Origin of the sequence: Streptomyces sp. NBC_00057, from assembly GCF_045041165.1 — a bacterium.
Taxonomy (GTDB): Bacteria; Actinomycetota; Actinomycetes; order Streptomycetales; family Streptomycetaceae; genus Streptomyces.
Genome location: NZ_CP108256.1, coordinates 7,988,236 through 8,009,543, shown reverse-complemented (window position 1 = coordinate 8,009,543; position 21,308 = coordinate 7,988,236). Strand labels below are relative to the sequence as shown.

The window sequence follows — 21,308 nt, the reverse complement described above, 5'->3', positions numbered from 1 at the left end:
CCCGTGGAAGCGGCCGGGCGTTCCATCCGGATGCGGGACATGGCCCGGCGCCTGCCACAGTTGGTGCGTCGCTCGCTGGCTCTGGCCTGGCAGGTCGACCGACGGGCGACCATCGGTCTCCTGCTGTGCCAGGCCGTCGCCGGAGTGATGCAGGCCCTGGGTCTGGTCGCCATCGCCGGCACTTTAACGGCGCTGCTGAGCAGCGGGGACGTCTACCACCGGCTTCTTCAGGCGTGGCCGTCGGTGGCCCTGCTGGCGGGTGCGTCCGGTGTGCGTGCGCTTCTGGGGATCACTGTCAGCTGGCTGTCCTCCCGGCTGGGCCCGTTGATGTCGCGGGAGGCCGAGCAGATGCTGCTCACCGGCTGTGCCGGTGTGGAGCTGTGCGCCTACGACGAGCCCGACTTCAATCGCGACCGCGAGGCCGCCGACCGCGGGGCTCAGGTCACCGGGGATCTGATCGATGAGGGCCAGGACCTGATCGCGTCGAGTGCCAGTTTCCTCGCCGGGGCCGTCGTGCTGGCCGGTGTGCACTGGGTCCTCCTCCCGCTCTTGGTGGCGGCCAGTCTTCCGCAGGCCCTGGCCCAGGTCAGTGCCGCCCGGGTGCGGTACCTGGCGAATCTGCGCAGCAATGGTGACAACCGGATGCTGTCGGTGCTGCGTTGGCACATTTTCACGAGGGAGGCTGCGGATCAGATCCGTGCCGGCACCATGGCTGAGTTCTTGTCCGGCCGGTACCGGCAGACGGTTGCCCGGATCAACTGTGAGGACCGGGCCGCGGCCGACACGGGTGCCCGTATGTCTTTGGTCGTTGCGTTGTACGGTGGCGTGGGGTCCGCGGTGGTGTGGTCGGCGGTCGTGTGGTTGCTGGCCAACGGCCGTATCAGTGTCGGGCACGCGGGGACGGCTGTCTTCGCTCTTCAGACGGTCGGGCAGTCGGTCCGGGGGCTTGTAGCCGTCGGGGCGCGCGCCGTGCGTACGGGCCTGTACATGGATGACTGGAGCGGTTTTCTGGACAAGGCCGGCGGGTTCCGCCTGCGTCGGGGTTCGCACCGTCCGGAGGCGCCGCAGGAGATCGTGATCAAATCGGCAACCCACCGCTACTCGGGCAAGGACGACAACGCGCTGTCCGACGTGTCGCTGACCTTGCGCCGCGGTGAGGTCACCGCCCTGGTCGGTTTCAACGGCTCGGGAAAGTCGACGTTGTCGAAGCTGGTCAGCGGCCTGTACCTGCCCACCGACGGGCAGGTGCTGTGGGACGGCACACCTACCGGCGAAGCCGACCCCCAGGCGCTGTGGGAGCAGGTGGCCCTGGTCCCGCAGGACTACGCCCACTGGCCGCTGACCGTGCGCGAGAACGTGACCCTGGGACAGCCCACGGCTCGCGGTGACGTGGCAGTGCGTGAGGCGTGCGAGGCTGCCGGCGCCGATGAGGTCGTCGACAGGCTCGGCGCCGGGCTGGACACGCTCCTCGCCCGTGAATGGCTCAACGGGGAGGAGCTAAGCGGCGGTCAGTGGCAGCGCATCGCCCTGGCAAGGGCGTTCTTCCGGGAGGCCGGGCTGCTGGTTCTTGACGAGCCGACCGCGAATCTCGATCCCCGCGCGGAGTACCGGATCTTCCAGCGGCTGCGGGACCTGGCCCGGGACCGGGTGGTGTTGTTGGTGACCCACCGCATCACCAACGTTGCCGTGGCCGACCGGATCGTCGTCCTCGACGAAGGCAGGGTTGTTCAGGAGGGCACCTACCAGCCGCTCGCCCAACAGCCCGGACTGTTCCAGCAGTTGCTGTCCTATCAGGTCACTTCCGAGCCGGACGGCGAGAGGGACGGGACGCGCACATGAGCGGCCCCGGTGCCCTTGCAGATGCCCGAGCCGGCAGGAACTCGTCCACCACCCCGCGCTTCTTCGACCACCCCACCCTCTTTCGAGGTGATGACGTGCCGCCCACCCGTTCCCACATTCGTACGACCGCCGAGGCGTATCTGGACCGGCATCCGGATGAGCGGGAGGCACTGGCCGGGTTGCTGTCCGTCCTGGACAGTATCGACAACCCGTGCAGTCGTGCCACGCTGCCCGGCCACGTCACCTGCAGCACGGTCATCATCGACCGTGATCGACGCGTGCTGCACATCGGCCACAGGGGCACGGGGCTGCTCCTCGTCCCCGGCGGCCATATCGAGGACGACCGGACGCTTCTGGCGGCAGCTCTGCGGGAAGGGTGCGAGGAGACCGGGATCCGCCCCGTGGATCTGTGCCTGACCCCGCAGTTCCTCGGAGCGCCGGTCGATATCGACGTCCACGACATCGCCGCCAACCCGGACAAGGGCGAACCCGCCCACCAGCACTTCGACTTCCGGTTCGTCTTCTACCTCGCGGCCGGGCAGCCGCCTCCGCTCGTGCTCCAGGATGAGGAAGTCTCCGGCGCCCAGTGGCTTGCGTTCGCCGACGTCAAGTCCCCGACGCTGCGCGCCAAGCTCCTGGACGCCGGGGCCGCCCATGGGCTCGACGGGCAGCCGGAACCCGTCAACGCATCCGTTCTGGTCCATGACGGGCACGGTCGCTATCTGCTGCATCTGCGGGATCAGCGTGACGGCATTTGGCAGCCAGGGGTATTCGCGCTCATGGGCGGCGGCCGCGAGATGGGTGACCACTGCCTGGAGGCGACGATTCGGCGGGAGCTCGGCGAGGAAGCACCCGGCCTGAAAGTCGCGGACCTGGCGCCGTATGCCGTGGAGGAGGCGACGAGCGTCGACGGCCTCTCCGTCCCCATCCGGGTCTACACGGGCCTCTGGGGCGGTGATCCCGACGTCGTTGGCCTGCAGGAAGGCGTGTTGCTGCGGTGGTTCACCCCCGCATGCTGGACCGGCTGCGTCTGAGCCCCGGCCTCGGCGACCTGATCCGCCGGCACGCGGCCGAACACCCTCCAGCGGGCGACCCGCCGGGCGGGGTGCGTCTGCTGCGAGACGAGGCACCGGAGGGAACCGAACTCCACATCGTGGGTGTCCACCTCCACCTCCAGGACGAGCAGGGCCGGATCCTCCTCGGCCGGCGCCACCCCAACTCGAAGTACGCACCGAACCAATGGCACTTCTTGGCCGGGCACTGCGAGCGGAAAGAAGCGGTCAGCTGTCTGGCACGGGAAGCCGAGGAGGAAGCCGGGCTGATCATCAAGCCCGGGGACGTCGAGCTCGTTCACCTGGTCCACGTGGTCGACTCACCGTCCGCGCGGCCTCGGATCGGGCTCGTTTTCCGGGCCCGCACCTGGTCCGGCACCCAGCAGGTCCTGAAGCCCGACCGGTGCGTGGAGTGGCGGTGGTGGAGCCCGGAGGATCTCCCCACCGAGGTCGTTCCCTACACCCAAGCCGCCATCGACGGCATCGGCCATGGCCGCCTCTACACCGCGACGGGATGGTGAGCACCGATGACAGCTCCGCAGCCGAAGCCCACGTCTTGGCCCGAACAGTGCCCTGCCCCTCCGCCGTCGGCACGGCATGCATCTTGGACGGCGGACTGTGCCGCCGCGCGGCAGGAGATGGTGGCACGCCTTGAGGCATCGGGTGATCTCCGGCCCGGTCTCGTGCGCGAGGCGCTGCTGGCTCTGCGCCGTGAGGTGCTGATGCCGCAGGCCTATGTGCGACGTTCCGCGGACGGCGAGAAGCCGCGGCGCTGGGACTTGCTGGACTGGGCGGCGCCGCAGGACCGTGAAGAACTCCAGAAGGTGCTGTACGGCGGGGCCAGTGTGCTCGTCCAGCGCGACGGGGAGCCGCTTCTCGGCCGGGCGCGCGGACCGCGGTCGGGGGCGTCGATCACGTCCATGTCCACGGTGATGGGCGTGACCGCCTCGCTGCTGGACGAGCTGGATCTCCGGCCCCGTCAGCGGGTGCTGGATGTCGGCACGGGCGCGGGAGTGACGGCCGCGGCGGCCTGCCAGGTCTGCGGCGACCAGGGGGTGGTCACCCTTGACCGGGACCGGCACCTCACGCAGGCGGCCGCGGCACGGCTGGCCGACCTCGGATTCCGGCCGGAAGCGGTGTGCGGGGCGGGGGATGAAGGCTGTCCGGCCCGTGCACCGTTCGACCGGATCTTCGTGTCGTACGCGGTGGCAAGTGTGCCGCCCGCCCTCGTCGAGCAGCTGGCGCCCGGGGGCCGGATGCTGGCGCATGTCACCTCCGTCTCGCCCTCGTGGCCGGCCCTTGCCGTCGTCGAGCGCACCTTTGATGGTCATGTCCGGGCCGAGCTGCGGGCCGTGGAGTTCGCCCACCAGGCAGGTCACGGCCTGGAACGGATCTGGCTCCCCGAGGAGTTCCGGCAGCGCATCACGGCCGAGCCGGGCACGTGGACGCAGCGGAGCATGCTGCCTCCGCCCGCGGACACCGACCGGGGCCTGTGGCTGGCGGCCGATCATCTCCTCGGTGGCCTGGTGCGGGACTTCGGCGCCGAGCACCTGGTGATCGGCGCCCCCGGCTGCGGTTCGTGGCTACGCGCGGAGCCGCTGACCCGGCGGCGCTGGAATGTCATCACGCACGGTCCGCGTGACATCTGGAAAGAGATCCAGGACCTCGCCGCCCTGTGGCGGGCAGCAGGCTCCCCCGACCGATACCGCCTGGTCTTCGAGCCCGGCGGCGGGCAGCGGGCCGCCTCCGAATGCGGCCGCCTGACCTGGCACTTGCCTGTCCCCCGTGCATCCGATGAGAGAACCGCCTCGTGACACATTCGAGCATTCCGGCCCCGTCGCCGGACCAGGAAAGCCTGTTCGCGGCAGCGGCCGCCGACTACGCCCGCTACCGGCCAGGCGTCCCGGAGGCCGCGGTACGGCTGCTGGCCGAAGCCCTCCACGGCCGCCCGGGGGGCTCCGAGCGCCGGGCGGGCACCCGCGCCACCTACACCGAGCCCCGGCGCTCGTACCAGGAGGACCTCGCCGCCTCGGCGTTCACCGACGTGAGCGAGTACCGCTACCCCGTGGCCCGTACCTGGACGCCCGCCGCGGTCGTCGGCTATCTCCGCAGCACCTCCTTTGCCCACCCGGACCTTTTCCAGGACCGGCACGAGGCATTTGAGGCCGAAGCCCGCCAGCTGCTCGGCACATGCGCAAAGGACGGGACGTTGCAGGAAGAAGCGGTGTTCACCGTCCTTCTGGCACGCAGGCCCTGGACCGCGTCATGAACGGACAGCAGCAGCGGCACCAGGAGCCGGTCGACGTCCATCTGATCCTGCGCCGCGACGGCGCGGCGGGCCCGGAGGTCCTGCTGTCCCGCAGGGCCGGAAGCGTGTACGCGGCGGGACTCTGGCACTTCCCGTCCGGGCAGGGACGATGCCGGATGTGTCTGTACGCCCTTGCTCACATCGGAGAGCAGACTTTGACGTCCGGCGTCCAGTTGTGGATGGATGGGGCCGGGCTGCGTCCGCGCTGGCGCGGGTATCGACTCGTCACCGGGCAGGACGGCATCCGGCGTCCAGTCGCCGCTGAAGGGACCGCGGACCGCCGACAGCCCTTGGTATCTCCCGCGATTGCTACTGCCAGTCAGCTCGCTCTGTTCGCCGCACCGCCGCGGCACTGGGAGGTTCTGCATCAGCGAGAGCTGCCCGCGCTCAGCGACCGGGCTGAGGCACTTCGCCGTGAGCTCGCCCAGGTCGCCGCCCGTCAGCAGTGGCGCCCACGGGTCGCCAGCGCCCATCAACGGACACTGACCGTGATCACGGCGTGGCTGGGCGTGGACGCGCCGATCGAGGAGGCCGACCTGTGGGCGATCGCTCGTCTGGGAAACTCCTACAACGCCCGTCGGCTCATCCCCTTTCTCACTGAGCGCGGTCTGCTCATCGCTGACCACGTACGGCACGCTGACCCCCACCGGGCCGGTGTCGCCCGCCTACGCCGACGGATTCCTGGCCATCTGCTCCCCGAGGTCGACGTATGGATTGCGGTGCTGCGCGGGGAGGGCAGGCGGCCATCGCGCCCGTTCAGCTGGAAGACGGTGAACGGCTATCTCGGCTATGCGACGCCCTTGTTGGAATCGTGGGGCCCGTCGGTCACCTCCTTACGCGAGATCACCACAGTTCATGTCCAAGAAGCCGTCGACAACGCTTCCGGTGTTGGTGGTGTCTTCACGGCCTTGCGGTCCCTGTTTAAGGCACTCAAGCGGGAGCGGGTCATCTTTCATGATCCGGCCCGCTCAGCCACCTTCGCGTTCCGCGTAGCCGTCCGCAGGCCCGTGTCCTCGGACCGGCTCGTCGGGCTCATTGACCGTGTTCCCACCGCGTCAGGCAGGGTCGCAGTCGCGCTGACAGCCATCCACGCGCTGCGGGCGCACACCATCCGCGGGACCCTGCTGTCCGATCTGAACCGGTCGAAGGGGACCCTCGGTGTGCGAGGTACCTCCGGTAGACAGACGCGGCTCGTCTACCTGGACGACTTCACGCTGTCCCTGATCGCCACGATACTCAAGGAACGTGCCGCGCGCCGGCCGCACTCAACCAACCCACACCTGCTGGTCACGCGGGTGACGGCGCATGATCCTGAGGGTCCTCAAATGAGCCACAAGGCATTCCAGTACTTCTTTCGGCGCCTCGGAATCAACGCAGAGCAGGTGCGCATCGACAGGATCTTGGACGAGGCCCGGGCGACCGCCGATCCGGTTCACCTGATGACGGTCTTCGGGATCACGGAGGACACGGCCATGGACTACCTCAGGTCAGCCCACCCCGAGAGGTTCCCCACCGACCCCATCGCACCATAGGTCCGCTCCGCCCGGCAGTTGGCCTCCGAGGTCACGATGGCTCCTACTCAGCGCTGCCAGCTTGAACGCCGCCAGCCACTCCAGGGTTGTGACGTTGGTGGACCGGAAGCCGACGGCCACAGCGTCGGCGCCGATGAGAACCACGCTCCTGCGTCCGGTGGACTACCGCGTCATCCGGTCGATCAGGCGGGCGAGTTCGGTAACGTACGGTGGCTCGAACAGGGTTAGGTGGTCTCCTTCCAGGACGTGGTGGGTCAGCCGGGCGGGGGCACAGACACAGGACCAGGAGCGGATCGCGGTGCGCCGGAAGTCCGCATCCTGTTTGTCGGCCTGGACGAGTGCGACCGGGCCGGCGTAACGCGACGGGCGGTAGGCCCGGGCGGCCCGCAGATGGGCGCGGTTGGTGCGCCGTCGGAGGTCCAGCCGGAGCAACTCGGCGGCGCTCATGTCCTCCTCCACCGCTACGGAACCCGGCTTCTCCCGCTCGTCGTCCTCGTCGAACTCCGGGAGCTGTGCGGAGAGGTAGCTCTCGACGAGGAAGACCATCTCCGCGCGCTCACCCTGCAGTTCGAGCAGCCGGGCCATTTCGAAGGCCACCAGCCCGCCCATGGACCAGCCCAGCAGCAGATACGGGCCGGTCGGCGCCACCGCGCGTACGGCCGCCAGATAGCGGGCGGCCAGTGCCTCGACGCTCCGGTCCTCGTGGTCGGCATCGTCCGCCGATGTCTGGAGGGCGTACAGCGGGCCGCGCAGCTCGGGGCAGGCGGCGAGATGGCGGAAGCCGGTGGCCTCGCCGCCTGCCGGGTGGACGCAGAACAGAGGGGTGCCCTCGCCCCGGGGCCTCAGTGCCACGATGTCGTCCGGAAGGGCGTGCGGGACGGCGTTGCGCGCCTTGAGCAGCCGGGCCAGGTGCTTCGGCGTGGCCGCCCTTGAGGGCCGCCCCACCTCATGATCCGGCCCCGGCCCCGTCTCCGGTTCTGAGAAGAGCACGGGGACCGGGAGCTCGGCGTGGAACTCCCCGTTGAGCCGTGCGATCAGCCGTACGGCCAGCAGGGAGTGGCCGCCGAGCGTGAAGAAGTCGTCGTCCGCGCCGACGGGGGCGACGCCGAGCAGCTCCTCGAAGACCCGGGCCACGGCGGCCTCCACCAGGTCGGCCGGTGGTGTGCTGGCCCCGCCCGCCGACGAGACTGGGGACCCGGTGCTGCCGGCCTGGACGAGGGATCGCACCGCGGCCTGGTCCACCTTGCCGTTCGATGTGAGGGGTATCGCCTCGGTCCTGGCATACGTGGTCGGCACCAGTTGGGCCGGCAGCCGCTCGGCCAGGTGGGCGTGCAGGGCCTGCGTCGTCGTGGTGTGGACGTCGTCGGCGACGACACAGGCGGCCAGGTGGTCGCCGTACTCCTCGTCCGCGACCAGGACGACGGCGGCGTCCCGCACGCCAGGGTGCCGCAGCAGCGCGGCCCGGATCTCCTCGGGCTCCGCCCGTACCCCGTTGACCTTGATCTGGTCGTCCACCCGCCCCAGGTACCGGATCAGGCCGTCCGGGCCGACGCAGGCGAGGTCGCCCGAGCGGTACAAACGGCGGCCGGGTTCCGGTGAGAAGGGGTGCGGTACGAACCGTTCGGCGGTGGCGGCCGGGGCGCCCAGATATCCGCGGGCGAGGCTTGTGCCGCCGATGTAGATCTCACCCGGCACGCCCACCGGCACGGGGGTGAGGTCCTCGTCCAGGACGAGGACCTCGGCGTGGTCCATGGGCCGGCCGATGGGGACGGGGCCGGGGCCGTCGTGGGCGCCCACCTCGTGCACGCACACGCCGACGGCGGTCTCGGTCGGCCCGTACTCGTTGAAGATCCTCGTCCCCGGGGCGTGTGTCGTCCAGGTGTCGACCGCACTCCTGTCGAGGGCCTCACCGCCGAGGACGAGGGAGCCGGTGGTGCCGGTGAAGTCCCCTGGTTCCACGGACTGGTTGACGACCTTCAGGTGCGACGGGGTCAGCTTGAGCAGGTCCAGGCCGGTCCGGTCGGCCAGGTCCGCGGAGAGGGCGAGGGCGTCCCGCCAGGCGGGGTCGAGGAGGACGGGACGACCTGTGATCAGCGGCAGGAACAGACTCGTCACGGTGAGGTCGAAGCCGATCGAGGAGTGCGCCATCGCTCCGCCCCGGCCGTCCGCGCCGTCGCCCTGGTTGTCGTCCTCTCCGTCGTCGCGAACGGCGCCTGCAGCGACGTACGTTCGAGCGCTCCACAGCAGGTAGTCGCACACAGCCCGGTGCGGCAGCATCACCCCCTTCGGTGTCCCGGAGGAGCCGGAAGTGAACATGATGTACGCGAGGTGGTCCGGGCCTGCCTCGCACGACCGTCCGGGTTCGGCTCCCGCGCCCGTACCGGCGGGTGGCAGGTTGCGCAGGTCGACGCACGCGACGCCCTCGGCCGCCACCGCCTCGTCCGGGCGGTCGGTGAGCAGCATGCGGCATCCGGCCCGCTCCAGCAGTTCCCGGGTCCGCAGGGGCGGGAGCAGCGGATCGAGCGGCACATACGTCCCTCCGGCCTTGAGCACGGCCAGCAGGGCGACGACCAGCGCGGCCGAGGGGGCCGCCCGCACCGCCACCGGGGTTTCAACGCGGACGCCCCGGGCGCGCAGCACGCCGCTCCACCGGTCCGCCTGCGTGTCGAGTTCCCGGAAGGTCAGCCGATCGGTTCCGGCCACGACGGCGAGGGCGTCCGGGGACCGTCGGGCCTGCCGCTCGACGAGGCCGTGCAGACACCGGCCGTCCGCCGGCTCCGGGAGGCGGGCCCGCAGCTGGGCGGCGCCGGCCGCGGGAGGCAAGCTCGCCTCGCGCACGGGGGTGGCGGGCGCGGCCAGCAGCTCGGCGAGAAGTATGGCGTACTGGTCGGCGAGCACCCGGACATAGGCGTCGTCGAACTGCCGGCCGTCGTAGTGCCAGGTCGTGCGGCCTTCCGTCGCGCCCAGGGCGCAGGTCAGCCGTAGGGCGTGGGACTCGGTCTCGACGTCGTCCCAGGCCACGGCGAAGGCGACGCCGCCGGCGCACCGTGGTGCCGGGGTGTCCGCGCAGAGGAAGCCGATGTCGCGCCCCGTCTGCTCCGCGGCACCGGATGACGGGGTGTCCTGCTGGGCCTCCTCGGCGTCGGACAGGGCGCGTTCCGCGCGGGCGGCGAGGGCGTCGAGGACCAGACCGGGGTCGATCCGCGCGGGGATCTCCGCCCACTGGGCGAAGTGGCCGAGGACGGTGGCCGTCTCCTCGAACTCCCGGCCGCTGAGCAGCGCGTCGACGGTGATGTCACGCTGTCCGGCGATCCTGGCCAGCAGCGTCTGCCAGCAGGCGAGCAACACAGCCCCCGGCCGCACGCGCCGCCGCCGCGCGTAGTCGTGGACGGCCGTCGTGACGGCGTCCGGCAGGGGCGCGGTGACGGTACGGCGCTCCGGCCGGCCGGAGCCGGGAGGCCGACGCAGCGGCAAGGACAACCATGAGGTGGGTCCGCCCAGTGCATGGTGTGGTGGTTCCTCGCTGAATTCCTGGTGCTGCCACTCGGCGAACTGGCTGTACTGCAGCACCTCGTCGGTGGGCGGTGTGCCCGCGTACCGCTCGGCCAGCTCGTCGACGAGCAGCCTCAGCGTGTGACCGTCTGCGGCCAGGGCGGTAGTGGTGAGCAGCAGCGCGTGGCGGCGGGGGCCGAGGGCGAAGAGGGCGGCCCGCAGCACCGGGTCGTCCGGCCCGCCGTGCGGCTGCTTCCGCCGGGCGCGGACCTCCTCGTCGATCCTGCGGCGGCGCGCCGTCTCGTCCAGGTGGCCCAGCTCGGCGTGGGACCAGCGTGGGCCCGGACGGTCCGCGTCGTGGACGACGAGCAGCGCGTTGCGGGCGCCCGGCACCCGCCGGTAGACCGAGCGGAGAATCTCGTGCCGGGCCACCGTGTCGTGCAGCGCGGCCGTGAGCCGGTCCGTGTCCAGCTCGCCGTCGACGGTGACGAGCACCTGCGCCCAGGACAGCACGCCGCGTTCTGCGAGCTCCCACAGCCGCCGCTGCCGGAACGACAGCCGGAACCCCTCCACCCGCCGCACCTGCTCCGCCTCCGCCGTCACTGGTACCTCACCATGTCGCCCATGGCGACGAGGAGTTCACGCTCGCCGCGGAAGGGGTTACGGGCATGGGCGGTGAGGATGTTGTCCAGCAGCATCACGTCACCGCGTTCCCAGGGGAAGGAGACCTCCAGCTCCCGGTAGACCCGCAGGATCTCGTGCATCGCCTCGTCGGGTATCTCAGTGCCGTCGCCGAACCGGCAGCTGCGCGGGAGTTCCTCCGGGGCCATGGTGGACAGCAGCGACTCCCGTACCTCCGCGGAGAGGCAGGCGGTGTGCCAGTGCTGTGCTTGGTTGAACCAGGACCACTCGCCGGTGCGCGGATGGCGCAGCATCGCGGGCCGTACGGCGGTGGTGCGCAACCGGTCGCTGTGCCACTCGTAGCGCAGTCCCTGTCGGGCGCAGCGGGCCTCGGCCTCGGCCCGGTCCCCGGTCCGGAAGACGTCCCGCCAGTCGAGGCCGAGTCCGGTGCCGTAGTTGCGGACGTACATGACCCCCTTGGCGGTGAACTCCTCGCGCACCGCCGGGTCCAGCCTTCGGTGGACGGCGCGGCTGTCGACCAGGGGGGTCTCGCCGCCGGAGTCGGCCGGGCGGGCGCAGCAGAACCAGATGCGGGTCGGGCCCTCGTCGTTGAAGGAGTTCTCGTTGTGCCAGAGCAGCTTCTCCTCCGGCGGGAAGAACACCGGCGTGTAGACGTTGCCGCCGAGTGCGGCGCGCGGGTGCTCGCCGTTCTCACCGAAGAGGTCGTCGACGAACACGGAGGCGAAGCGTTCCAGGGCGTCCGGGTCGGTGACGGCGAAGCCCCGGAACAGCAGGGCGCCGTGCCGTTCCAGATCGGTGTCGAGCCGGGTGCGGTGCGAGCGGGCCCAGGCCACCAGGTCGACGTCTGGGCGGGCCGGGCGCAGCACGAGCGGCAGGTCGGCGCCGTCCCGCAGCGGCTCCCGTACGACCACGTCGTCCGAGGCCACGGCGACCTTGGTGGGCTTGATCCCGCGCAGGGCCCCGGGGCTGCGCCGCCTGGCCCTGCCCGGCGCGGAACGGGCCGTGGGAGCCGTAGTGGGCAGGGGTGCTTCGGCGATCGAGGCGTCCGGTCGGGCGGCCATGTCCGCGACCAGCGCGACGTACTGCTCGCGCAGTTCCTCCATGGTCGACGCGTCGAAGAGGTCGGGGTCGTAGTTGAGGAACCCGGCGACCCCGTCGTCGTCCTCTTCCAGGACGAGGGTGACGTCGAAGCGGCTGGTGTCGATGAGGTCCAGCGTGAACGGGCTCAGCCGCAGGCCGGCCATGGCGTCGGCGGCCCGCCGGTTGTTGTTGAGCACCAGCTTGATCTGGAAAAGCGGGCTCTGGTTGCGGGTGCGGGGCGGGCTGAGGGCCTTGACGACCTCCTCGAACGGCAGGTCCTGGTGCGCGTAGGCGTCCAGCGCCACGTCCTTGGTGCGGCCCAGCAGTTCGCGCCAGGTCGGGGCGCCGGTGAGGTCGGCGCGCAGCACGATCTGGTTGACGAAGAAGCCGATCAGCGGTTCGGTCCTGCTGTCGGAGCGGCCGGCGACGTCCGAGCCCACCACGAGATCGGTCTCCCCGGTCCGCCGGTTCACCACCGCGTACAGGGCGGCGAGCAGCGCCATGAACAGGGTGCTGTCCTCCTCCCGGCACAGCGCGCGCATCCCGTCCGTGGTCGGGGCCGGGATCCGGAAGCGCAGGCTCTCGCCCCGGTTTTCGGGGTACGCCGGGCGCGGCCGGTCCAAGGGCAACCCCGGCAGGTCGAGGATGCCCCTCAGGCGTGCCGTCCAGTGATCCACCAGACGGTCGAAGTGGCCGGCCTCGGCGAGCCGGCGCTGCCAGACCGCGTAGTCCGCGTACTGCACGGGCAGTTCGGGCAGGCGGGGCGCTCGGTGCTCGCGGCCCGCCGTGTACAGCTCGGCCAGTTCGTCCAGCAGGACGGCGGCGGACCAGCCGTCCACCGTCACATGATGGACCGTCAGCAGCAGAACATGGTCCGCCGTGCCCAGCCGGAGCAGCCCGGCCCGCAGTACGGGCCCGGTGGCCAGGTCAAAGGGCTCGGCGTACTGCTCCCTGGCCAGCCGTCGCGCCTCCGGTTCCCGTCGCTCCGGCGGGTAGGAGGTCAGGTCGGTGAGCGGGAGCGCGGGTGGCTCGGCGGGCAGTACGGTCTGGAACGGCTGCCCTTCACGAGCGGTGATCACGGTCCTGAGCACCTCGTGCCGCCGTACGATCTCCGCCACCGCCCGGCGCAGCAGGCCGACTTCGAGTTCGCCCGTCAGCCGGACGAGGACCGGGAAGTTGTACTGGGCGGTGCCCGGGTTCATCTGGTGGAGGAACCACAGGCGTTCCTGGGCGAAGGAGGCCGGTACGGTCCCGTCCCGTTCGGCGGGGGCCAGCGCGGGCAGCACGGGCCGGTTCTTCTCGGTGACCAGGCCGTCGACGAGGGCGGCCAGTGCGCCGAGTGTCGAGGCGTCGAACGGCCCGCGGATCGGCACCTCCACCTCGAACTCCTCCCGCAGCCGGAACACGAGCCGGAAGGTGAGCAGGGAGTGCCCGCCGAGGTCGAAGAAGTCGTCCTCGGCACGGATACCGTCGCGGCCGAGCAGTTCGCTCCAGATGGCGGCCATCCGCCCTTGCGTGGACGTGAGTTCGACCTCCGGCCGCACCCCGTAGCCCCCGGTGTCGTCCTCGTCCTCGGTTGTCAGGGGCAGGTCCGTGAGCGTGGCGCGGTCGACCTTGCCGTTGGCGTTGAGCGGTATCCGGCGCAGCACGACGTAGCGGGCGGGGAGAAGGGGACCGGGCAGGCGTTCGGCGAGCCGGGACTCGATCCCGGGCAGTGCGGCGAGAGCCGCGGGGCGCCACAGCGGTGCGGTGGCGAGCCGGTGCGGCTCCGTGGCGGTGACGACCGGCGGCAGCGCCGTCGGCGGCGTTCCCCGGCGGTGCAGCAGCAGGTCGTAGGAGCCGTCGGGCCGTCCCTCGGCCCAGCTCGGTTCGGCTTCGTACCCGTGGCGCCCGGCCAGGCGGCACAGCTCCTCCGGGTCGGCACCCGGCCGTACCGTGTCCGGCGCCGCGCCGGAGAGCCGGGCCAGCAGCCGCAGGTCCCCCGCCAGCCGGGCGTTGGGGATGCCGCGCAGCATGAGCCGGTCGGGGCGTTCGGCGCCGAGCAGCGCGTCCAGGCCGTCGGCGTCCAGGCCCTCCGCCTGCCAGTCCCGCTCCGGCGGTGACCCGGCCGACCCGACCTCGGGGCCTTCGTCCGCCGTGCGCTCGCCGGTGACGGTGAGCACGACGTCGTAGCGGTACCGGGTCAGTTCGTTGTCGGCCGTTCCCCGCTTCGGCAGAACCTTTACCGAGCCGACCCGCGGCCACCGTGCGGTCAGTCCGCCGAAGAACCGGGGGTCTAAGCAGAGTTCGTTCTCGGTCTCCACGCGCCAGGTGGTCTCGGCACGCAGGACGGCGTCGGCCGTGCCCGGCTTCGCACGGTGGGCGGCGACGGAGGCGTGGAAGGCGTCCAGGAGGGCGAGGTTGCGCAGGTCGCCGAGGAACACCCGGCCGCCGACGGGCAGCGCGTCGATCGCCCGCTCCAGGACCGCCAACAGGTAGTCCACGGACGGGAAGTACTGGACCACGGAGTTCAGGATCACGGTGTCGTACGTCTCGCCCGGGCGGATCGCGAGATGGGCGGGGCCGGCCCGCAGCCCGATCCGCTCGGGAGCGATGGTGGTGCCGATCTCACGCCGCAGCCGTTCGACGACCTGCTCGGACAGGTCGACGCCCTGGTAGAAGTCGCAGTCGGGGGCGACCCGGGCGAGGATCAGGCCGGTGCCGCAGCCGATCTCCAGGGCCCGGTTCGGCCGCAGCGCGCGTATGCGGTCGACCGTGGCGTCGAGCCACTCGCGCATCGCGTCCGCCTTGATCGGCTCGCCGGTGTAGCTGCTGTTCCAGCCGGCCAGGTCGAATGACGGGTCGGCGGGGCGCTCCGCGCAGCCGTAGGTGTCCTCGTACAGCGTCTGCCAGCGGCTCACCCAGTCCGTCTCGGCCGCCGCGTCCGACGGTGCGCCGACGTTGGTGTCGGGGCTGACGAAGGCGACCAGCTGCCGGGACTCGGGGGTGGGGCCGTGCGCGATCACGGCGGCCTCCCGGACCGCCGGATCCCGGGCCAGCTCGGCGGCCACTTCCTGCGGTTCGACCCGGTGACCGCGTATCTTCACCTGGTCGTCGAGGCGGCCCAGGTATTCGAGGTCTCCGCCGGCCGTCCGGCGCACCCGGTCACTGGTCCGGTACAGACGTCCGCCTGGCTCGCCGCCGAAAGGGTCGGGGACGAAGCGCTCCGCCGTCAGGCCGGGGCGGTTCCAGTAGCCGTGACAGACGCCCGCCCCGCCGACGTACAGCTCTCCGGGCGCTCCTGGTGGCACCGGGTTCATCGCCTCGTCGAGCACGTACAGCCGCGCGTGGTGCACCGGCCTGCCGATCGGCACGCGGCCGAAGCCGCCGGCCGGGTGCGCGCTGTCGTACGCGGCGCAGGCCACGGCGGTCTCCGTCGGGCCGTACTCGTTGACGATCCGGGGCGCTCCGGCACCCGTGCGCCAGGCCGCGAGCTGCTCCTCGTGCAGCTCCTCGCCGCCGACGACCAGGGTGCGGGTCCACGCCCCGGCACGGGCGGGGGCCGTGGAGCCCTCCAGCATCTTCAGGTGCGAGGGGGTGAGCTTGACGAAGGCGAGGCCGGTGTCCGCCTCGGCCGAGGCGCGCAGGGCCTCGCCGGGTGTGCCGGAGTCGTCGGCGAGGAGCAGGCGCCGGCCGGCCAGCAGCGGGGCGAAGAGGCTCGTCACGGTCAGATCGAAGGAGAGCGAGGAGTGCACGGGGACAGCGCCGTCCGCCCCGGGCGGCAGGTACGTCTCCACCGCCCACAGCAGGTAGTTGGCGACCTGACGGTGGGAGAGCATGGCGCCCTTGGGCCCGCCGGTCGAGCCGGAGGTGTACATCAGGTACATCAGGTCGTCGGGCCCGCCGTCACCTTCCGGCGGGGCCCCGGTCGCCTCCTCGGCCACCCGGTCCGGGTCCACCACGACGGTCGGGATGTCCGGGACGGCAGGGACCGCCGGGTCCCCCGGTCGTGCGTCGGTGACCAGCAGGACGGCCCCGCTGTCGTGCAGCATGTGATCGCGCCGGGCCTTCGGATAGGCCGGGTCGAGCGCCACGTACGCGGCGCCGCTCTTCAGCACGGCGAGCAGCACGACCAGCGCCTCGGGCGTGCGGGGCAGCAGCACCGCGACCACGCGGCCGGGACCGGCGCCGAGGCCACGCAGCCGGTGGGCGAGGCCGTTGGCGCGGCGGTCGAGGTCTCGGAAGGTCAGGTCGGTGCGGCCCGGCGCCGACACGGCCACTGCGTCGGGGGCGGTGCGCGCCCACTCGGCGAAGAGCCGGTCCACGCGCGTGTCCTCGGGGCGGTCGGCAGGCGCGCCATGGCCCTCGCGCAGGACCTGCTCGCTCTCCACGGCCGTCAGCAGCGGCAGCTCACCGATCCGTGTGTCAGGGGTGGCGGCCACGGCGTCGAGCAGGACACCCAGCGATCGGGCGAGCCGTTCACCGGTCGCCGTGTCGAACAGGTCCGTGGCGTGGATGAGCCGGCCCTCCAGTCCGGTGTCGGTCTCCCAGACGTTCAGGTCGAGGTCGAAGCGGGCGGCGTCGTGGTCCAGGTGGTCCAGTGGAATGAGACCGATCCCGCCCGGCAGGGTGCGAACCGGACGCGGTGGCGTGTTGTGCAGGGTGAAGTTGACCTGGTAGATCGGGTTCCTGCCGGGGCTGCGCTCCGGGTGCAGCCGCCGGGCGACCAGGTCGAGGGGCACGTCCTGGTTCTCGTACGCCTCCAGGCACGTCGTACGGACCTCGGCGAGGAAGTCCTCGAAGGACGCCTCCGGTGCGACCCGCGAGCGCAGCGGGACCGAGTTGGCGAAGAAGCCGACCAGATCGTGGAAGCCGCGGTAGCGCCGGTTGGCGACGGGGGTGCCGACCACCACGTCGTCGTGGCCGCCGTACCGGGCGAGCACGATCTGGAACGCCGCGAGCAGCACCATGAACAGGGTGCTGCCGGTGCGCGCGGAGACCTTCCGCAACACGTCGGTCACAGGCGCGGGAACGGTGAACACCGTGGACTCGGCGCGCCCCTCGGGGCGCTCGGGCCGGGGTCGGTCGGCGGGCAGCGGCATCGGGTCCGGGGCACCGGCCAGCCGGCGTTCCCAGTAGTCCAACTGGCCGGCGGCCTCGGCACCTTCGGCCCACTCGTGCTGCCAGCGGGCGTACTCGGCGTACTGCACCGTGTGGGCGGGCGGTTCGGGCGCCTGCCCGCCCAGGCGCGCCCCGTACGCGGTGCCCAGATCGCTCAGGAGGACGCCCAGCGACCAGCCGTCGACGACCGCGTGGTGGAAGGTGAGCACCAGGACCGCGTCGTCGGCGGCGAGGCGGAGCAGCCGGAACCGCATCAGCGGTCCCTCGGCCAGGTCGAACCGCTCCTCGGCGTCCGCCCGCGCGAGTCGCTCGGCCTCCGCCTGCCGGTCGTGCCCGGGCAGCGCGGACAGGTCGACGACGGGCAGCGCGCGATGCCGGTGCGGCAGGACCCGCTGCACGGTACGGCCGTCCCGGACCGGAAGGACCGTGCGCAGGACGGCATGGTGGCGCAGCAGGTCGTTGAGGGCGGCTTCGAGGGCGGTGTCGTCCAGCGGTCCGGTGAGGCGGTGCACGACGGGGCTGTGGTAGGCCGGGCTGTCCGGATCCAGCCCGGACAGGAACGCCATCCGGCGCTGGGTGAAGGACGCGGGAGCCTCCCCGTCGTCGTCCAGGGCGGGCAGCCCGGTCGGGGCGCCCTGCTCCCACAGACGCTGGCGCAGCAGGGCCCGCTGCCCGGCGGGGAGGCGTTCGATCCTGCCCCGCAGATCCGCGTCGATCGCGTCGGCCGTCTTCGTGGTGTGTGTCATGCGGATCCCCCCGCTCGTCCCTCGGCGCGCCGGGACTCGGCGAGCCGCTCCAGTTCGGCCACCAGGCCGTCGAGTTGTTCCGAGCCGTCGTCCGGTCGCGCGGACACTGGTACGGCCGCCGCCTCGTCGGCGGCCCGCTCGACCTCGACGGCGAGGCCGGCCAGGGTCGGCACGTCGAACAGAGTGCGCAACGGCAGGGCAACCCCGAGTCGTTCGCGGACCGAGGTGCGCACCACCGAGGCCAGCAGCGAGTGACCGCCGATGAGGAAGAAGCTGTCGTGCACCCCGAAGGACCGCACGCGCAGGGCATCCGCCCAGATCTCCCACAGGGCACGCTCCGTCGCCGTCCTCGGCGGTACGGTGTCGCCGTCCGGCGGGTCGCCCGCGCCCTCGGCGATGCCGGGCAGCGCCTGTCCGTCGATCTTCCCGCTGGGCGTCGTGGGCAGCTCGTCGAGCATGACGACATGGCCGGGCACCATGTGCGACGGCAGCCGGTCCCGCAGCCCGCCCAGCAGCTCCGGCGGGGACGGCCGGCGCCCCGGCCCGGGGACGACGTAGGCGACGAGCCGCCGGTCCCCGGCGACGTCGACCGCCCGCACGACGCATTCGCGCACGTCGTCGCGGTCCAGCAGCGCCGCCTCGACCTCCCCCGGCTCGATGCGGTAGCCACGGATCTTCACCTGCTGGTCGGCCCGGCCGAGGAAGTCCAACGCCCCGTCCGGGAGCCTTCGCACCAGGTCTCCGGTGCGGTACATCAGCGCCCCTGGCCCGGAGGCGAACGGATCCGGCAGGAAGCGCTCCGCGGTGTGGCCCGGGCGACCCAGGTAACCCCGGGCGACCCCCAGCCCACCGACGTACAACTCGCCGGTCACCCCGATCGGCACGGGGCACAGCTCCTGGTCCAGCACGTGCAGCGTGGTGTTGGTGAGGGCGGAGCCGATGGGCACGCTCGGGGTGTCCTCGGGCAGCCGGTCCACCAGGTGGGTCGTGGAGAACGTCGCGTTCTCGCTCGGGCCGTACCCGTTGTGCAGGTGCTCGGGCGGCGCGCCGCCGCGCAGCACCGCGCGTGTGCGACGGGGGTCCATCACCTCTCCGACGACGAACAGGTGGCGCAGCCCGCCGAAGGCCCTCGGGTCGATGTCGGCCACCCGGTTGAAGAGGGTGCCGGTGAGGGCGACGATCGTCGGCCGCAGCTCACGCAGTGCGGCCAGCACCTCGTCGGGTCCGAGGGGTTCGTCGCCGGGCAGCACGTCCACGCGGGCGCCGTTGCACAGCGCCCCCCACACCTCGAAGGCGGTGATGTCGAAGGCCGGGTCGCCAAGGTGCAGGAGGACGTCGCCGGGGCCGATGGACACGTAGTCGGTCGCGGTGATCAGCCGCACGACGGCCCGATGGGGTATCCCGACAGCCTTGGGCCGCCCGGTCGACCCGGAGGTGTGCACCACCGCGGCCAGCCCGACGGGGTGGGAGCGGGACCGCGGAAGCGGGCCGACGGGGCAATGCCTGACGTGCTCCGGGCCAGCCGCCACAGGCCTGTCGTGTGCCGGCCCGGCTGCCAAGGGCCCCTGCCGCTGCGGGCCGGTGGCGAGGGCCTGGGCGGGTGCGGGCTCAGGAGCAGCAGGAGTGTCGGGTTCCCGGTCGGCTGGCGCAGGCCCTTGCCGCTGCGGGGCGGACGTATCGGCGCTGTCGTGTTCCGCGTCGGTGAGTCGCAGTACGGGTACGCCCAGGCCGTGCAGCCAGGCGGGGGTTTCGGCGCGGCTGAGGACGGCCGAGATCTCAGCGTCGTCGGCCATGAACCGCAGTCGTTCCTCGGGGTGGCCGGGGTCGAGGACGAGGGGGGCGCCGCCGGCCAGGAGCACGCCGAGCATGCCCGTGACCAGGTCGGCGGAGCGTCGCATGTGCAGGGCGACGACGGAGTCCGGGGTGACGCCAGCCGCGATCAGGGTCCGTCCGACACGGTCGGCCCGCCCCCGCAGCCGCGCGTACGTCCAGGTTCCGGTGCGGTCGGTGAGGGCGAGAGCTTGCGGGGTGCGTTCCGCCCACGCGAGGAACAGGCCGTCCACGGTGGCCGGTTCGGGCAGGGGACGGTCGGTGGCGTTCCAGGCGTCGACCCGGGCCCGGTCCTCGGGCGACAGCACCGAAATTTCCCCGATCCGCCGGTCGGGGGTCTCGGCGAGGGCGGTGAGCAGTGTGCGGAAGGCGGTCGCCATGCGGTCGGCCGACTCCGGCACCCACAGGTCGGACGCGAGGCGCAACTCGGCCCCGAGGTCGCCCCGCCCGTCGTCATCAGTCACCGTGCACTGCAGGTCGTAGGGGACAGTCGCGTCGTCCAGGGTGAGTTCAGACGTGGTGAGCCCCGCCGCGGTGAAGCCCGTACGCCGCGCCCCCGTCACGGCGAAGACCGCCTGGCAGAGCGGGTGTCGGCTCAAGTCCCGCTCCTGATCGAAGAGTTGAACGAGCCGTCCGAAGGCGACGTCGGCGTGCCGCTCCGCCTCATCCCGGGTGCGTGCGACGCGACGCACCGCTTCCCGTAAGGAGGGACGGCGCGTCAGATCGACCCGCAACAGGAGCAGATCCTCGTAAGGCCCGAACGCTGTCCTCGCGGACGCCGGCGGACGACGGTCCATGGGGGTGCCGAACACCACGTCGTGCCGACCCGTCCAGCGCGCCAGCAGTACGGCGAAGGCGACCGCCGGCACCGTCGACGCCGGTACGCCTTCCTCGCGGGCGAGCCGTCGCAGGGCCTCGGCGTGCCGGGCGTCGAGGAGCAGCTCTCGGCCCGTCGCCCGGCGGGTCGGTGTCCTCGGCCGGGTCCGGTCGAGCGGCAGGTCGAGCGGCGGGAGACCCGCCAACCGCCGCTTCCAGTACGGCAGCCCCTCGTCCCGGGTTTCCCGCTCCAGGACCGCCCGGTCCAGGGTCGGCCGGTCCGCGTGCGAGAGCGGGAGCTGCGCCAGGCCCTCGCTCAATGCCGCGTAACGGCAGGCCAGTTCATGCTCCAGCACAGTGAGCGAGGCCCGGTCGGCGACGATGCGGTGCGCTGTGAGCAGCAGCACGTGCCGCTCCTCGGTGGTGCGCACCAGGGTGGCGCGCAGCGCGGGCCCGCGGTCGAGGGCGAAGGGCCGGGCGCTCTCCTCGGCGAGTACACCGCGCAGCTCCGCCTCGGGCACGGATCCGCCCCGGGCGTCCGTCCCCGGCGCGGATCCTCCCTTGAGGTCCAGTCGCCGCAGCGGCACCTCGGCCGTCGCACGGACGGTGCGGCGCGGCCCGTCCCCGCGATCGTCGAAGGTACTGCGGAGCAGCTCGTGGCGGGAGACACAGTCCCGCAGGGCGGACGCCAGTCGACCGGCGTCCAGCGGGCCCTCGATGAGAGTGGCGGCGGACACATGGTGGACCGGGGCAGCGACGGCGATCTGCTCCAGGTACCAAAGTCTTTTCTGGCCGTGGGAGAGCGGCAGCCGGGGCGCCCCCGCCGAGCGGGGCGTCGGTCGTTTTTCCAGGTCGTCGTGCACGATGGCCT

At 72.0% G+C, this 21,308-nt stretch carries 9 protein-coding genes and 1 pseudogene; 6 read left to right on the top strand and 4 right to left on the bottom strand.

Going from position 1 to position 21,308, the window contains the following annotated elements; genetic code table 11:
* The first annotated feature begins 39 nt into the window (after positions 1-39).
* The 6 genes from OG953_RS37840 to OG953_RS37815 all read left to right on the top strand — a co-directional run bounded on the left by OG953_RS37840 (position 40) and on the right by OG953_RS37815 (position 6,731).
* Positions 40-1,839 carry an ABC transporter ATP-binding protein gene (locus tag OG953_RS37840; RefSeq protein ID WP_405692292.1) on the top strand — a complete coding sequence of 600 codons (1,800 nt, stop codon included), beginning with the start codon at positions 40-42 and terminating at the stop codon, positions 1,837-1,839.
* A gap of 95 nt (positions 1,840-1,934) precedes the next feature.
* Positions 1,935-2,873 carry an NUDIX hydrolase gene (locus OG953_RS37835; RefSeq protein ID WP_405690060.1) on the top strand — a complete coding sequence of 313 codons (939 nt, stop codon included), beginning with the start codon at positions 1,935-1,937 and terminating at the stop codon, positions 2,871-2,873.
* Complete coding sequence (locus OG953_RS37830; protein ID WP_405690058.1) at positions 2,837-3,412, top strand: NUDIX domain-containing protein; 576 nt, start codon at positions 2,837-2,839, stop codon at positions 3,410-3,412. Before OG953_RS37835 ends, OG953_RS37830 begins: the two co-directional genes overlap by 37 nt.
* A gap of 117 nt (positions 3,413-3,529) precedes the next feature.
* Positions 3,530-4,705 carry a protein-L-isoaspartate O-methyltransferase family protein gene (locus OG953_RS37825; protein ID WP_405690056.1) on the top strand — a complete coding sequence of 392 codons (1,176 nt, stop codon included), beginning with the start codon at positions 3,530-3,532 and terminating at the stop codon, positions 4,703-4,705.
* Positions 4,702-5,160 carry a hypothetical protein gene (locus OG953_RS37820; RefSeq protein ID WP_405690054.1) on the top strand — a complete coding sequence of 153 codons (459 nt, stop codon included), beginning with the start codon at positions 4,702-4,704 and terminating at the stop codon, positions 5,158-5,160. The genes OG953_RS37825 and OG953_RS37820 overlap by 4 nt, the downstream gene beginning before the upstream one ends.
* Positions 5,157-6,731, top strand: coding sequence for a hypothetical protein (locus OG953_RS37815; protein WP_405690052.1), 1,575 nt, complete (start codon positions 5,157-5,159; stop codon positions 6,729-6,731). Before OG953_RS37820 ends, OG953_RS37815 begins: the two co-directional genes overlap by 4 nt.
* 48 nt (positions 6,732-6,779) lie before the next feature.
* Here the strand turns inward: OG953_RS37815 and OG953_RS37810 are convergent.
* From OG953_RS37810 to OG953_RS37795, 4 genes and pseudogenes are all read right to left on the bottom strand, one after another.
* Positions 6,780-6,878: pseudogene (locus OG953_RS37810) on the bottom strand (ABC transporter permease); the annotation flags it as partial.
* 15 nt (positions 6,879-6,893) lie between these two features.
* Complete coding sequence (locus OG953_RS37805) at positions 6,894-10,826, bottom strand: non-ribosomal peptide synthetase (protein WP_405690051.1); 3,933 nt, start codon at positions 10,824-10,826, stop codon at positions 6,894-6,896.
* Positions 10,823-17,791 carry an amino acid adenylation domain-containing protein gene (locus OG953_RS37800; RefSeq protein ID WP_405690049.1) on the bottom strand — a complete coding sequence of 2,323 codons (6,969 nt, stop codon included), beginning with the start codon at positions 17,789-17,791 and terminating at the stop codon, positions 10,823-10,825. Before OG953_RS37800 ends, OG953_RS37805 begins: the two co-directional genes overlap by 4 nt.
* Positions 17,788-21,300 (bottom strand): non-ribosomal peptide synthetase, encoded by a 3,513-nt coding sequence (locus OG953_RS37795; protein WP_405690047.1) that lies wholly within the window; start codon positions 21,298-21,300, stop codon positions 17,788-17,790. Before OG953_RS37795 ends, OG953_RS37800 begins: the two co-directional genes overlap by 4 nt.
* Between the last annotated feature and the right edge of the window lie 8 nt (positions 21,301-21,308).